General features: G+C 56.4%; 14 protein-coding genes. 2 read left to right on the forward strand and 12 right to left on the reverse strand.

Annotated features, from left to right (window positions below; all coding sequences use genetic code 11):
* The 5 genes from M1136_01075 to M1136_01095 all read right to left on the reverse strand — a co-directional run.
* Positions 1-562: hypothetical protein (locus M1136_01075; protein MCL5074233.1), on the reverse strand; the 562-nt coding region annotated here is incomplete at its 3' end.
* Positions 563-1,028: 466 nt separating this feature from the next.
* Positions 1,029-2,354, reverse strand: coding sequence for a signal recognition particle protein (gene ffh / locus M1136_01080; protein ID MCL5074234.1), 1,326 nt, complete (start codon positions 2,352-2,354; stop codon positions 1,029-1,031).
* A gap of 46 nt (positions 2,355-2,400) precedes the next feature.
* The gene (mreD, locus tag M1136_01085; protein ID MCL5074235.1) at positions 2,401-2,874 is read right to left on the reverse strand and encodes a rod shape-determining protein MreD; all 474 of its coding nucleotides are present in this window, start codon (positions 2,872-2,874) and stop codon (positions 2,401-2,403) included.
* A 43-nt stretch (positions 2,875-2,917) separates the two neighbouring features.
* A complete protein-coding gene (gene mreC, locus M1136_01090) occupies positions 2,918-3,730 on the reverse strand; it encodes a rod shape-determining protein MreC (protein ID MCL5074236.1) in 813 nt (270 codons plus the stop codon).
* A gap of 60 nt (positions 3,731-3,790) precedes the next feature.
* Complete coding sequence (locus M1136_01095) at positions 3,791-4,828, reverse strand: rod shape-determining protein (protein ID MCL5074237.1); 1,038 nt, start codon at positions 4,826-4,828, stop codon at positions 3,791-3,793.
* Positions 4,829-4,976: 148 nt separating this feature from the next.
* Between M1136_01095 and M1136_01100 the strand changes: the two genes are divergently transcribed.
* A complete protein-coding gene (locus M1136_01100; GenBank protein ID MCL5074238.1) occupies positions 4,977-5,426 on the forward strand; it encodes a hypothetical protein in 450 nt (149 codons plus the stop codon).
* A 34-nt stretch (positions 5,427-5,460) separates the two neighbouring features.
* Here the strand turns inward: M1136_01100 and M1136_01105 are convergent, their stop codons facing one another.
* The 7 genes from M1136_01105 to M1136_01135 form a co-directional block, all read right to left on the reverse strand.
* Positions 5,461-6,789 (reverse strand): 5'-deoxyadenosine deaminase, encoded by a 1,329-nt coding sequence (locus M1136_01105; GenBank protein MCL5074239.1) that lies wholly within the window; start codon positions 6,787-6,789, stop codon positions 5,461-5,463.
* A gap of 213 nt (positions 6,790-7,002) precedes the next feature.
* Complete coding sequence (locus M1136_01110) at positions 7,003-8,271, reverse strand: (Fe-S)-binding protein (protein MCL5074240.1); 1,269 nt, start codon at positions 8,269-8,271, stop codon at positions 7,003-7,005.
* Between the two features lie 9 nt (positions 8,272-8,280).
* Positions 8,281-8,955: a hypothetical protein gene (locus M1136_01115; protein ID MCL5074241.1), complete on the reverse strand. Its 675-nt coding sequence runs from the start codon at positions 8,953-8,955 to the stop codon at positions 8,281-8,283.
* A gap of 29 nt (positions 8,956-8,984) precedes the next feature.
* Positions 8,985-9,941: a hydroxyacid dehydrogenase gene (locus tag M1136_01120; protein ID MCL5074242.1), complete on the reverse strand. Its 957-nt coding sequence runs from the start codon at positions 9,939-9,941 to the stop codon at positions 8,985-8,987.
* Positions 9,942-10,065: 124 nt separating this feature from the next.
* Complete coding sequence (locus M1136_01125) at positions 10,066-13,443, reverse strand: hypothetical protein (GenBank protein MCL5074243.1); 3,378 nt, start codon at positions 13,441-13,443, stop codon at positions 10,066-10,068.
* A 235-nt stretch (positions 13,444-13,678) separates the two neighbouring features.
* Positions 13,679-14,182 carry a hypothetical protein gene (locus tag M1136_01130; protein MCL5074244.1) on the reverse strand — a complete coding sequence of 168 codons (504 nt, stop codon included), beginning with the start codon at positions 14,180-14,182 and terminating at the stop codon, positions 13,679-13,681.
* Positions 14,183-14,224: 42 nt separating this feature from the next.
* On the reverse strand, positions 14,225-14,407 hold the full coding sequence (locus M1136_01135; GenBank protein MCL5074245.1) for a hypothetical protein: 183 nt from the start codon (positions 14,405-14,407) through the stop codon (positions 14,225-14,227).
* Positions 14,408-14,955: 548 nt separating this feature from the next.
* Here M1136_01135 and M1136_01140 point away from each other — a divergent pair.
* Positions 14,956-15,252: aldehyde ferredoxin oxidoreductase (locus M1136_01140; protein ID MCL5074246.1), on the forward strand; the 297-nt coding region annotated here is incomplete at its 3' end.

Below are 15,252 nucleotides of genomic sequence, written 5' to 3' on the forward strand. Positions count from 1 at the left end.
GAGGATCTCTGGTCACGTTTACAGGAGGCGCTGCTGTCGGCTTGGCCTCTTCTTGTGGTCGCCCAAATAGGGCGGCAAGGAACCTGCGCCCTTTAGGGGCCTTTTCTTGGGGAGCTCCTTTTGTGGGCTCAGGTGAGATAGCCGGTTCACTAGGAGCCAACGTTTCGGCAGCATGCACCCCCTGCAAACGTGACCAGAGATCCTCGAGGAAATGTTTATATGTCGCTTCTAACTCGCTGACCTTGGCCCTGCTCTCAGCGAGCTCTCGTTCGGCCTCGGCACGCTGTTGGTTCACTTCGGTAATGATCTGGCGTGCCTCCTCCACTGCTCTCCTTTTGATTTCCTCGGCAGCCTGCTGAGCAGCGCTGACGATCTGGTTATATATGGTCTCAGCTCGCTTTATGGCATCAGCCTCGACTTCAGCGCGGTATCTTTCTGCCGCAGCCCGAATCTCCTGGCCCTCCTTCAGGGCTAGCTGGAAAACCTCCGTGGCCGACCCAACCTGGCTTTCTGTTGTGGTCGCCTTCTGTGCTCCCGCTGTCGCCTCTGTGGATCCGTCCATGCCCTTCTCCTTTTAATTCTTTGCCCCTAGCGATCTTAATTATAACACGATTGCTCTGCTGGAAAAAAGATTTTTTTGGGGAGATGATAACGGCGCAGAGGGCGTTTATCTGAGGTAAGGTAGGGAGATTTTTGAATAACTAAAAAAGGGCCACGTCTTCTGACATGGCCCTGAACACACGCTCTTATCAGGACATCCACCCCACTGACCGTTCCGGTCAGCCCTCCCTGCCCCAAACGCTATGGGCAGGTTTCTTCGCCTGGGGTGTAGCCTGAGGTTGCCCTGCCCTGCACCACGTGCAGGGCTTTACTTGTCGACTTGCCACACTCCATAGAGAATTTGCGCCATGGTCAGCGAACCTCCCATAACCTGAAGCTCAATGCCCTGAACCGGACGCACTTTAATTATAACACTATCCTACCTATTGTCAACAGGCAGGCGGGCGGTGGTTCACGTAATGTTATCATTACCCAAATAACCCCATCAAACCACGGGGCATCTTACCTTCAGACATCATTCTCATCATCTTCTGCATCTGGCGAAACTGACTGAGCAACTGATTGACCTCATGAGGCATTGTACCGCTGCCCCGCGCGATACGGCGGCGGCGACTGCCGTCGATGATGCTTGGATCGCGTCGTTCCGCCGGGGTCATCGAATAAATAATGGCCTCGATCCGCTTGATTTGCCGATCATCAAAGGTCTCGACTGGTAGCTGGTGACGAAGTCCACCAAAGCCGGGGATCATCTCTACCAGTTGACTCAAGGGACCCATCTTTTTCATCTGCTGTAACTGCGCCAGGAAATCCTCCAGGTCGAAGGTGGCGGTACGCAGCTTCTTTTCTAGGACAGCGGTCTGCTCTCGATCGAAGGTGGTCTGGGCTTTCTCAATGAGGCTTAAAATATCGCCCATTCCCAGGATACGCGAGGCCAGGCGATCGGGGTAGAATGGTTCTAAAGCCTCCAGCTTCTCACCGGTGCCAATGTACTTGATTGGCACCCCGGTCACAGCGCGGATAGAGAGGGCTGCCCCGCCTCGTGCATCCCCATCCAATTTCGTCAGGATGAGCCCCGTCAGCCCGACGCGCTGGTTGAACTCCTCGGCCACGCGCACGGCGTCCTGTCCGGTCATCGCATCAACTATCAGGAGGACCTCCGCGGGGCCAATTCGCTGCTTGATCCGAACCAGCTCCTCCATCATCTGGTCATCTATATGCAGACGTCCCGCTGTATCCAGGATGACCACGCTAACGGCCGTCTCCTTGGCCTTCTTGACTGCCCTGGCGCAGATATCGGGTGGTGGGCCTATACCCTCGTTGTAGACGGGTATATTCAGCTGGCGCCCCAAGGTTACCAGCTGCTGGATCGCCGCCGGACGGCGCACGTCGGCGGCTACCAAGAGTGGCCGTTGACCCTGACGTTGTAGCTGTAGGGCCAACTTGGCTGCTGTCGTGGTCTTGCCCGACCCCTGTAATCCCACCAGCATGACGGTGAGCGGTGGAGGTCTGTCGAGGCTGAGTCGGCTGGGCTCACCCAGCATGTTGATCAGTTCTTCGTGCACAATCTTGATTACCTGTTGAGCCGGACTGAGGCTCTGCATCACCTCGGCCCCGACGGCCCGTTCGCGCACGTGAGTGACAAACTGTTTAACTACACGGAAGTTAACGTCGGCCTCGAGTAGGGCCAGGCGGATCTCGCGTAGGGCCTCATCAACGTCCCTCTCCGTCAGTAACCCTCGACCGCGCAGGCGCTTGAAGATAGCTTGTAGTCTATCGGTTAGATTTTCGAACAAAGCGATCCCACCTCGATCTAAGTATACATGAAGCTTCGCCTTTGTGCTATTTGGCCCATAGCCCTCCTGGTTGGATCCTCTTGTTCAACCAGGCCAAAAAGCCATAGACAAAGGGCATTGCGGCGGCATTGAGCAGGGCCGAGGGCAGGATCACCGGCGTGAATAAGCCTGGCCAATCTACGGGCCAGCCAAGAAGCTGTAATAATCCCAGCATAATGAGGTCGAAGATAATTGTGGCTGTGGGAGCAGTGAGCAGAGGCAATATCATGTAGGTTTGGAAAAGTTCGGGCCTGACCGCGCCGGACAGTAAACCGATTAGAGACATAGCAGTTAGAGTCGTGCCGAAGGGTACTGCGGAGAGAAAGTCAAGCATTGCTCCCCCGATAAGCCCCCAAACGAGGCCCTCCTCTCTCCCCCTCAAGCTGCCCCAGCCCACGACCAGCAATAAGACGAGATCCACCTTCACTCCGGCTAAAGACAATTGGGGAAGGACGGTTGACTGTAATAATGCTCCAAGCAAAAGGATAACCAGTGTGAGATAAAGATTGATCTGACAGCCCTCTTCAATCGAGCTTCAGGGGTACAAAGTTTGTAATGACCAGAACAGTCTGCCCCTGTAACCCTTTGAGATCAACAGCAGGCTCAACGCTCGCCTGCTGAAACATAGCGGTGTCTTTCTTGGTGACGTCAGTCACGTAGCCGACGAGGATACCTGCCGGGAAGACCCCACCGACGCCAGAAGTTATCACCTTATCTCCAGTTTTTATCGGGAGGCGTTGATCGATGTACTTCATCGTCAATAGAGGAGTTCCCTGTCCATCAACCACCCCGTTGGCACGGGAGCTCTGAATTATAGCGCTGACGGAGCTGCTCACATCACTGATGAGGAGCACCTTGGCCGTGACGGGACTGAGGCGGACGACCCTTCCCACTAAACCGCGGGTAGTCATAACGGTCATGCCTATCTGTATCCCATCATTTGCGCCTCGGTTGATGATCACTGATCGGACCAGGTTACTGGCATCCTGTCCGATGACCTCGGCTGGTATCCATTGGTAGCCTGGTTGGGCTCTTTTCAAGTTCAGCTGTTCACGCAGCTGTGCATTTTCCCTTTCCAGTTCAGAGAGCCTTACATTCTCCTGGGTAAGCCGATCCACTGTCTGGCGTAAGCGCTCGTTCTCTCGGCGCAGCTCGCCTATTGTTTGGATGGCTTGCAGGAGATTGGCGACGGGTTCGATAGCTGTGGTAGTAGCCCACTGCAAAGGGGCGATACCCCTTGCAGCGAGGTCTTCTACAAGGTGGAGAGGGGCTATCAGTCTGATGGCGATTAGGCCGATGGCCAGAACAAAGCCAAGATAGTAAAGTACGCTTCGCAAAGGTAAACCTCTAACTAGTGAAGAAGGGTGAGGGGGCAATGACCCGAAGCTGGCCGCTGCTTATCTAAGTGGTCGCTCGTATTTAACTGGTACCTCCACCTTGCGCAAAATATCGATCTCTTCCAATACCTCAGCTGTACCGCGTACTACACAGGTAAGAGGATCATCGGCCACGTAAACCCGCATCTTCGTCTCTTGGGATAGGCGCTGGTCCAGTCCGGCCAGAAGTGCCCCCCCACCGGCTAAGGCGATCCCCTGAGCCATAAGGTCGGCGATGAGCTCTGGAGGGGTCTCCTCGATGGTCATCTTAACCATTTCGACAATGGCTGATGCAGAACTGGAGATGGCCTCTCGGATCTCCACACTGCTTATTTCAACCGACTTTGGAAGGCCGGTGACCAAGTCACGTCCCCGCAGAATCGCCGTGCGCTCTTCGGGTAGTGGGTAGGCTGAGCCGATGGCGATCTTGACTTCCTCGGCCATACGCTCACCGATAGCCAAGTTATGTCTTTGGTGGGCATATTGCATAATCTCCTGATCCATCTCATCACCGGCGATGCGAATGGAACGACTCAAGACAATCCCAGCCAGAGAGAAGACGGCTACCTCCGTTGTCCCCCCGCCAATATCGACGATCATGCTGCCAGTGGCTTCAGTGATAGGGAGGTTGGCGCCGATCGCCGCAGCCATCGGTTCCTCAATCAGGTGAGCTTCTCTCGCTCCGGCATTCCTGGCCGCATCATGGACGGCCATCTTCTCCACCTCAGTTACGCCACTGGGGATACCAATCACCACCCGTGGTCGGCCTGAATAACCAAATTGGTGATTGGCCTTTTGGATGAAGTAACGTAGCATTTGCTCGGCCACATCAAAATCGCCTATGACCCCATCCTTAAGAGGACGAATGGCCACGATATTGGCTGGCGTTCGCCCAACCATTCGTTTAGCTTCCGCCCCGATGGCCAAGATCTTTTTCGTCTTCTTGTTTATGGCCACGACGGATGGTTCATCAATGATAATCCCCTTACCTTTGACTGTGACCAGGGTATTGGCCGTACCCAGATCGATGCCTATGTCACGTGAGAAAAGCCCAAAGATGAGATTGAAAGGGGAGAACAATTGGCCTCCTCCGCTGATAAGAAATCAACAGAAATTATAGCATAAAATTGTTCAATTCACACCATTGTCGCGCGGCTGATTCACGATTATAATGCACGGTGTACACGCTTATCTGAGGGGGTTTCGCATGGGAGCGCCAGAGCTTAAAGTGGAGTTATCTCGCCTTCGTCTGAAGATACGGCAGATCGATTCTGAGATAGCCAACCTCCGGCGAGAAAGAGGAGTCTATCGTCAAATGGGCTTTGGACGGGACATCAAGGATACACAGATTTTGCTCCATGAGGAGGAGAAGAGGCATTGTCAGGAACAGATGGCTCACTTGCGGCGTCAGCTGCTGCTTTACCCCGAGACAAAGGTTCACGATAGTGAAGGCGTCCGCCCTGACCCGACCGAGTCCGATCCCCGTCGGCGCCGTGGCCTCAGTTCCTGGTTGCTCTTACCGCTCTTGTTCATCCTCCTCATCCTCCAGTTCTTTCAGAGGGGACAACATTCCGGACGTCGGGAGAGAGCCTGGCGAGCGCTCGGCCATGAGGAGTTAACAGGCGATGAGGAGCTAGAAGTATCTGAGGGAATATAGGGCGTGGCGGGCGAGAGGCTATCCCAATGAGGTTCTATTTGTGTTCGACCCTTTTTAAGATTCGCTGGATAGACCTCTTCGCTCTGGCTACTACGTCTTCTTCATCGAGCGTCTTCAGCACTCTCCCCTCCATTAGGATTCGACCATCAACGATGGTAGTCTCGACATCGGCTGACCTGGCCGAGTAGATAAGGCGGGAGACGAGGTCGCCATCGGGCAGGGGGGCCAGATGCGGACCCTCCGCGTTCAGGATAATGAGATCAGCCCTTTTCCCTACCTCCAAGCTGCCTATCTCCTTCTCTAACCCCAGCGCTTCGGCTCCTCCGTGCGTAGCCATCCTCAGGACCTCCCGTGCGGGTAGGACAGTCGGTCCGAGTCTGGGCTTCTGGATAAGGGCGGCGATTCTCATCTCAATGAAGGGGTCCAGATTGTCATTGCAGGCGGCACCATCAGCGCCGATGGACACCTTCACTCCCCTTTGTAACATCTCAGGGACCATGGCTATGCCTGATCCCAGCTTCAAGTTCGCCGAGGGGCAGTGCAGAACCTTCGTCTGAGTGGTAGCCAATATGGACAGCTCCTCCTCGTCCAGCCAGATGCAATGGGCCAGCTGGAGGTTTGGACCGGTCAGTCCAGCGGCGTGGAAGTACCTGACCTGTGTCAGCCCACGCTGTTGAAACGTCTCCATATTCGACTTTTGGCTCTCAGCAGCGTGGCTGTGGATGTTCACCTGGTATCGTTCGGCCAGTCTCCGTACCTCTTGGTGCAATTCGTCAGTACAATGGCGAGGACTGCGTGGGGCGAAGCCGTAACGAATGCGCTCCTCCTTAAGGTGCCATTTCTCCAGGAGAGCGACGCTCTGTTGAAGGGCATCACTCGTTGTCTCGCACAGATAAGGAGGTAAAGCGGGCTGATGGTCCATCATAGCCTTGCCTGATTGGGCGCGGATACCGCTATCCTGAATAGCCTGAAAGACGCTGTCATGGTGGTGTATGGTTCCCATGTCGACGATTGTTGTCGTGCCTGCCTTGATCATCTCGGCCAGGCCAAGGCACGCTGCATCATAAAGGGTATCCGGATCATGGGCGGCCTCAAAGGGGAAGGTCTTACGGAGCAACCAATCTATCAGGTCGAGATCATTGGCCAGCCCGCGAAATAGGCTCTGACAGAGGTGGACGTGGGTCTGAATCAGTCCTGGCAACACTACCTTTCCCCTGGCCTCGATCACCTTGTCGGCAGAGGAGGCTATTTGCGTTCCAATCTGTCGAATGAATCTGTCTTGGATGAGAATATCTCCCTCGAAGATCTCCCCTACGGTGTTCAAAGTAATGAGACGACCGTTCTTTATTAATATGCTAGGCATTGTCCTTACCCCCTACCCCTCTCCTGTCCTTCCCGGACGGGAAGGACAGGAGAGGGGGTAATAGAAATTTGGGGATACCCCAAACCCCCGTCCGCCGAGGGTCCGCCTTCGGCGGATGCACACCCCTTCTGGGCTGTGATCACTGAAAACTGTAGGGGCGAGGTCTCCTCGCCCTCTGGTATGGACTTGAATAAGGGCACGGTAACCGTGCCCCTACCCTCTCCCGTTATAGGCTTCATCCAAAAGTTGCATCGTGTGCCTGACTCTCAGTTTAGGGTTAAATCTCCTCGCCCCGTAGGCGAGCTGAAGTAGACAAGAGGGATTTTCAGTGGCCACGATATTGGCTTGGGTCGTGGCCAGATTGCCCATCTTTCGCTCCAGTATCTGCAGTGAGAGCTCGGTCTGGAGCATAAAATAGGCTCCTGCCCCTCCACAACACATAGTCGGCTCTGGACATTCAACAAAGGTCAGACCCGGGATGCTTTTCAGGATGGCGCGGGGTTGCTGGGCTATCTTCTGGTGATGCACCAGGTGGCATGGGTCATGGTAGGTGACCCTCTGTTTTAGCTCTCCCACTGGCGGTTGCCATCCTATCTCAGAGAGATACTCACTGATGTGCCTGACCTTGGCGCTTAAGGCGGCAGCGTCTTTGACGTACTGGGGGTCATCAGCCAACAGGTGTACGTAGTCCTTCAAAAAAGCGCTACAACTGGCACAGTCGGTTACGATGGCCTCAGCCTGCACTCCCTTAAGAATCTGGATGTTCCTTCTAGCCAGGAGGCGAGCAGAGGCGAAATCTCCGAAGCTGTGCGGTGGTACACCACAGCAAACGACCCGAGGTACTTCTACGGCGATGTCGTTCCACCACAGGACGCGCCGTGTGGCCAGGACTACATCGGGATAAAGCGTATTAGGCAGGCAGCCAATGAAGTAGGCCACCCTACCTCGGGGACGTTCCGGGTTGTGATTGACCGTGGCCATCATCTCCTGGGCCGTTTGCTGGGGCAGAGTCGGCAGAAAGGGAACTGCTCGTCCCAATGCTCCGAGCAATCTTGTCATACCCGTGGCCTCAGCCAGCCGTTGCAGACCGCTCAGTTGAATCAGTCGTACGGCTTTAGCGAAGCGATCGAGGCGGCGAGGGGAAGATAGCAGCTGCCTGAAGAGGAGGGTCAAGAGCCACGATTGCCCCTCCCGGGTGACTATCTCCGCCCGGGCACGGCTAACCAGCTCGTCGGTCTTTATCCCCGGAGGGCAAGCGGAAATGCAACCGCGGCAGAGGAGACAGGTAGCCAGGGCCCCTTGATCCAGGCGCTTAGGCAGGGGGAATCCCTCTTCGATAACGTGTCTCATTAAAGTGATCCTTCCTCTGGACACCTGCGACTCGAGCCGCGTCACCTGGTAGGTGGGGCAAACGGCCTGACAGAAGCCACACTTGTTGCAGCGAAGCACGTCTTCATAGAGCTCTTCGGCGAGTGTTGGCAAATTTATCACCTATTCAATCTTAGCCGCAATCTTCTCGGCGAGGGCTATGGTCTCATCAGGCGAGGTATACCCCTGAGCTACACTGGAGGTCCACAGAGTGACGCCGATGTTGGCCTTACGAAATTGCAGCCGATACGAGCGCCAGGTGCGCCCCTCATAATCCGTCCAGGCGTGCGACCAGGCAGCGGTTGCATCACCGATCTGTTTGACAGAGACGGGCGTCTCCCCCGGATTCATCTCTAGGAATCGCTCCACCGTGTACTCAAATGCCTGCCGTGCTCCCTCGGGCGATTTGTAGCTGGAGGTGAGGCTCTCAATCGAGAGCGTACCGGTGATCACGTTCCAGGAGGCGTCCACTTCAAAAACGCTGGCATAACCGGTGATCCGTCCCCATTGTTCCAATAGACCGAACATTTGTTGATAGTCGGGCCAGGTCGCCGCTACGGCAGCGTTATCTCGCGGTCCAGTCTGGGTTCGATTCGGATAAAACATACAACCGACATCTGGCCAGGTGAGCGTCATATACTCAGGCGCTGCTGATACCGGTGAAGCATCAAGGAGAGCATTATTAGCTACGATCAGGAGATAGGTCTTATGGGTGAATCCGTCGTTGGCCTGTAGCCTATCGTGGCCGAAAGACAGGATCAGGGCAGCAATGACGAGCGCTGGCCCCAGGTGTTTCATCGCCGGATGCCTTCCTCGCCCGCTGTATTTCAGCGGTTCCTTTGTTGGAAAGGTTCATTTACTGGATAACGTGGCCTCTTGCCCTGGAGAACCCGCACCACCTCCTCGGCGACGGTTACGGCCATGCCCTGCAAAGCCTCCCTAGTAGCTGCGGCGATGTGGGGTGTCAGTATCAGATTGGGTGCATGGTGCAGTGGACTATCCGCGGGCAGGGGCTCTGTAGCAAAGACATCGAGCGCTGCCCCAGCCAGGTGACCGGATTGCAGCAAACGGCAAAGGGCCGCCTCATCGACGATGCCGCCCCGCGCCGTGTTCACCAGATAACTAGCCGGCGACAGCCAGGATAGCTCCTTCTCGCCCAGTAGACCACGCGTCTCGGCAGTGAGAGGCACGTGTATGGTGACCACCGCTGCCTCCTGGAGGAGCGTTCTCAGATCCACCACCTTGGCCCCCACACGGCGGAGTCGCTCACCACTCACATAGGGATCGTAGACAAGCAGTTTCATACCGAAGGCGCGCCCCAGGCGAGCAACGGCAAAGCCAATATTGCCCAAACCGATGATGCCTAAGGTCTTGCCGGCCAACTCCCTGCTTTCAAAATGTCCTGGTTGCCACTCCCCTCCCTGTAGGGAGTGGTGTGCCTGAGGTATCCTTCTAACCATCCCCAGGATGAGCCCCCAGGTGTATTCGGCTACTGAGCGGATATTAGCCAGCGGCGTGTTGACGACCCAGATACCGAGCTCCGTGGCAGTGGCAACGTCGATGTTATCCACACCGATGCCGTGTTTACCTACTACCTTCAAGCAGTGACCACACCGTAGTAGGTCACCGCTGATACGGGACAAACGCACGATGACCGCATCAACAGCGCTTATCGCCTCAGCCAGGGCTGTTTCTTCACGGGCGTTGGGGAAAACTGTTTCCGCTGTCTGGGCCAGGATGGCCATACCGGCCGGGTCAATCGGTTCGGTAAGAAGTACACGCATGGCCGTACCTCCTGAAGGTAGATTCATCCTCATTATAGCACGAGGTAGTGCCCTCATCCCTTATTTGAGAGGAAGGTGCAGCAGTTGTACCAGGCCTGGCGCGGGCGGATGGAAGATATATACCCTACCACGCCTCACTATAGCTTTTGACCGAGAGGGGTAGGTAGGTCTTGTTGATTGTCTGGGCCACGACCAGCGTTATCGGTATGGTACGTGTCCCTAGTTGCCCAGCATTTATCATCACCTGGCCAGAATAGCTGCCCACCGTCTTCCCACTCCGATCGGCCGTAACGGTCAACACAGCTGGCTGAGCGCTGCCGCTAGAGGGGCTCACTGCTAGCCAGGGTTGATCCGTCGCGGCTGTCCAGCTGAAGGCGGCTACACCACCGCTATCAATGGTCAAGGTCTGACTGACTGTGCTGCTGACTTCAGTGATCCTGGCGCCAAGCGTCCAGATGCCCAGGGCATTAGGCCATACCTGCAATGAGGGGGGCGTTTGCCCGACGATGGTTATCGGGCCAGGGGCATAGCTGTATCTCGTCGGGGCAGTCTTACTACTGATCTTAGCGTAGACATAGTAGGTGCCCAGGTCGAGAAATGAGGTGTCCCAGGTGTAGCTTCCTGAGGCCGGGTTGAGCCCACTGGCGATGAGAATCCCCTCCTGGCTTCCCTGCCTCGTATCGTAGTAGAGAGAGAGGCTGGCATTGCTATCGTTGCTAGCACTCCAGCGGATAGTGAAGTTAGAGGAGCTGGGGGCAGTCAATTTTACCCAATCGACCTGGAAGTTCACCCCAGCACCACTCACCGGATCCAGACGGAGGTTGCGAATCAGCCCTGTCCATCGTGGGTAAGTGGAGAGGTCAAGGCTGTATTGATTCCAGCCCGGATAGATGGTGAAGACTTCCGTCGAATACCAGACTCCCTCGGCCGGTGACCAGAAGACAGCCCCCCTCGTGTTCTGGTCAGCGTACATCCTGAAGGTCAATCGGGAATACGTCGCAGCATCGATGTATGCTACCTTGCCCGTGCTGTCACTGGTGTTCAGCCAGAAGTAAGGATCGTCGTTGGTACCCCTTCCCGAGAAGACCCCAGCGGAGAAGGAATCGCTTATCCCACTTATGAGTGGAGCATCGGCTGGGCTGTCCATGTCCCAGGGGTTACCGAGCACATTGGTGGCGTAATCTCGACCCAATAAGAGGCGGTCGTCGGTACCATCCGGTTGGGTGATGTTGACCGTAGGCCATCTGGAGATGATGAGCGGGGTTTCGCTATAGCGCCGAACGATATTGTGTCCATCGTTGACCTTGGCCCAGATGTAATACGTACCAGGTGCTACGGCCGATGTGTCCCAGGTGTAGCTATCACCAGCGCTTTGGCTGATGCTGGCGATCTGATGCTCCTCGCTGTAGGCCGTATTACTGGTGTCGTAATAGAGGGTGATCATGGCCGTATCGTCCGGGTTAGCGATTGACCATCTTATCGTGTACGAGGTATCGGCCCAGTCGTCGGCCGTCAAGAGGACGTAGTCCAGGTGGGAGGTGACTGCTTTGGGTATCTCATTCGGATCAAAGCGAAACACCGTCTGGGTACCTGTCCATCCCGGTCCGGAGGCGATGAGGGCTTTTTTTAGATCATAGCTATAGGTGTGCCACCCTTCGTCGGTCACCACGGCCTCCGCCTCGGTCATATCGAGACTGGCTCCTCTATTCCACCAGACGAGGCGGTTGATCGAGCCAAGGTCGGTATCCTGCGCATGGTCCTCTTTGAAGCGATAGGTGACATAATAATATTTATCTGTATCAATGGGTATGGTGGGGGCGCCGGGGAAGGCACTCGTGCGCAGAGTGACCTGGGGATCGCCTGTCTTCAGATTTCCTTCCTCATAGACCGTGCCCGTGCTGGTCAGATTGAGGATGCCCTCATTGAGGCTATAGCTGGCTAAGTCGTGTGTGGCCGCTATATCGCACAACGAATTCATATCCCAGGGTTTGCCGAAGTGGGCTGTGGCGTAGTCCTCCCCACTGGTCATGCTAGGGGCAGTAAACCTGAGAACGGGCGCCTTATTGACAGCCAGCGGTCCCGGGCTGTAGATGGTGGTGAGGGCCAGGTCGCTTTCACTGGAGGGCGTATCGCCCGTGGTGAGGGCCACCCAATCGATCTGAACTTCGACCCCTACATCATAGGCTGGCGTAAGCCGTAAGATTTTGGCTACTGTGGCTTTTGGGTCTGTCCAATGCGGATCCTCGCTCAGGTCAAGGGAATAGGTCTGCCAGCCAGTCTGGCTATCCTGCCAATTGCCGAAGTAGGGATGGGAGGTATCATCGACATCATACCACAGAAAAAGCCACTTACTGGGCTGGCTGGAGTACATGCGGAAGACCAGCTTCTTGAAAACAGTCTTATCGATCGGTCGATTGACATCGTAACGCAGCCAGAAGTAATTGTCCCCAGCGCTCTTTGTTACCTTGGCGCGCAGCACACCGTCGGAGAAGGTCAGCGGGTCGAGTCCAACGCTGAAAGCCACATCCCCGGCATCGCTCATGTTCCAGGGCTTCTCCAGCACAGTGGAGGCATAGTCGATGCCGACCCTGGCCGCAACGTAGTAGTTTCCCGGCGGCAGATGAGCTGTCTTCCAGGTATAGGAGGTCGTGTGAGATACGTCTAGACCAGTGGTGATCTGTTCTAGGGTAGCGGTGTCATCGGTATCGGAATCGGCATAGAGGCTAGCCACACCGCTGCCAGCCGTCCATTGAATATTGAACGTCGTGCTGTCGGTATCAAGGGGGGTCAGCCTGACCCAATCTATCCGCACATCCACCCCGCTGGCCATGACAGGAGTGAGCCGCAGGCCCACAATCTGTCCAGTCCAATCCAGATTGCCCTCACTCTTACCGATGGCGCTCAGGTCGATGGTGTAGATGTGCCAGCCTGGATAGACGGGGATGACGTTCGAGCCGGTGTAAGGGCCGTCCTGCAATTTGGTGCTCCCATACCAGAAAAGGCGCGCCCCGCTTGTGTTAGGATCGGCCTGGCTCAGGTACATACGGAAAGATAGCTGCTTATATTTAGAGGCATCAATAGGATGTAAACTGCCGTATTTATCGACGGTCTGGTATTTAGCATAGCCGGGCCAAAGTAGAAAGATCTGAGGGTCATTGGTGGTGGTAGTGCCGCTGAGGATGCTCCCCTCCACGATCTCAAGACGATTCGTCCCGGCACCAGAGCTCATGTTTAAGGTGCGCTCGTTATATATGTCGGTGATCTGGCTCATATCCCAGGGATCGCCCCAGACAAGCGAGGCATAGTCCTCCCCTTCGGCCACCTTCTCCGTGCCACTTGGCGCGGTGAATCCATGGAAGGCCAGGGAAGGTGCGGCCTGGGAAGAGGTCGACTCGCCTGATAGGCTCATATAGCCTATGAGTAGGGCTAGACCGAGAAGGACGGCTAACGACAAGTGGAGTAGGGACAACCATTGGGAAGAGACCTTCGGTGGCATGGGCATCGCACCTCCAGTTTAGTATGCTGCTCATATTACGATGGCATGGTTAGGGCGAGACTATTCTATTTGTGGGCCCTAAATCTGTCAATAATTTGGGGAGATACTCAACGCCCCCGTGTTGGCTTCTGGGGTGAGACGCCACTCTGCTTGTGGGCAGGGTGGGGGTGGGGCAAATACCCGAACCTGCGCCTTGGGCACCCTGCCGCCGGGTTCTTGTCGTTTATTGATCTGGGGCGCCTTAGCGGTCGAGCTGGATGAGTGGCAAGTAGACCGGATAGGTCAAAGGTGTCAGAGGGGCTGTGAACCGCAAAATCCAAAGGCCGCTGCTTCCAGCGGCCACGTAGGCGTAGTTGCTGGCCAGTGCCACGCCTTCGGCATACCCTGCTGTAACGTAGTAGCCCACCTCCCTGGGGCTGGTGGCGTTGGAGACATCGATGATGCGCAGGCCGTCAACATTGGCCACGTAGGCGCGGTCGCCGGCCAGTACCACGCCCCGGGCATCCCCTGCTGTAACGTAGTAGCCCACCTCCCTGGGGCTGGTGGCGTTGGAGACATCGATGATGCGCAGGCCGCTGCTTCCAGCGGCCACGTAGGCGTAGTTGCCGGCCATGGCCACGCCTTGTACCACGCCTGGCAGCGGCGCACTCTCCCCAACCACCGCGGGGCGGGCGGGGTCAGAGACGTCCAGGACTACCAGCCGTGGCCCAAGGCCGATGTAAGCGTGGTTCCCCTGCACAGCCACAGCGTAAGTGGAACCGCCAATCTGCCCCAGGGAGGTGGGCTACTAGGACTGCTGGAGTGTTGTCCTGTTGCTCAGGATAGCGGCGGGGGCGCTGTGGGTGCGGTACTGAAGCGGAGGCGGCGGTTGCGGCTCATCAGCGGTGATCGGTGCCACACCGCCCGGTGCCAGCAGGAGGGCCAGGATGAGGGGGAGCGCCACAAGGATGAAGGGTCGCTTCGGTGCCATCGTCATCCCTCCGACGGTGATCGTCTGGGCCAGGGTCGCCACTGGCAAAGGGGCAGGGTAGCCTTCGTCCGGCTAGCAGCAGAGCTCAACGGCAGCCCCTTCGCCTAGGGGCCCGGCCAAGGTTCAGCGCATATGGGAACCTAGCTATAGTTTACCCCCATCGTGCAAAAAGTCAAGGGCCGGTCATGAGGGTGTTGAGTAGCTCCCTCAAACCCCCACAGGGGGATCAAGGCGGCCCTTCGGGCTTTTTTGTGCCTTGAGGTACATCCCCAGACCCCTAGCAAAGGGGCTCTGCCCTCCTTGGAACCCCTGCTGCCCATCGATCTCAATTTTTTCGTTGACCCGCAGGGCGGGATGGTGTAAGATACAAACGCTACAAACGATTGCCTTTTGGCCCAGAGAGACCTTCTGAAGCAGGATTTAGGCCTACACCCAGATGAGCAACCATGTTCGTTCACTGGTGGGATCCCAAGCGTCAAACGCCCCTGCCGCATTGATGCGGAGTATCATCAGGCGACCCTATTTTTGATGCTTCTAAGGAGTTCGAAATGAGTCCGACACCCTCTCTCCTGCGCTTCACTATGACCGATGGCCAATGGCGTGAGGAGGCATTAGCCGATCCGCTCCAAGGGGGTAGACAGCTTGTCGCCAGAGTGCTCTCTGAGGAGGTGAATCCACGGTGTGATCCCCTCGGGGAGGAGAATAAGCTCATCTTCAGCGGTGGCCCATTGGCGGCCCTGGGGGTCTCCAGTGCCGGGCGGCTCTCCGTGGGGGCCAAAAGCCCTCTAACCGGGGGCATCAAGGAGGCCAATGCCGGTGGTACCCTGGCCGATAGCCTGGCCAGG

It is taken from the genome of Chloroflexota bacterium (assembly GCA_023475225.1).
In the GTDB taxonomy this organism is placed as follows: domain Bacteria; phylum Chloroflexota; class UBA6077; order FW602-bin22; family JAMCVK01; genus JAMCVK01.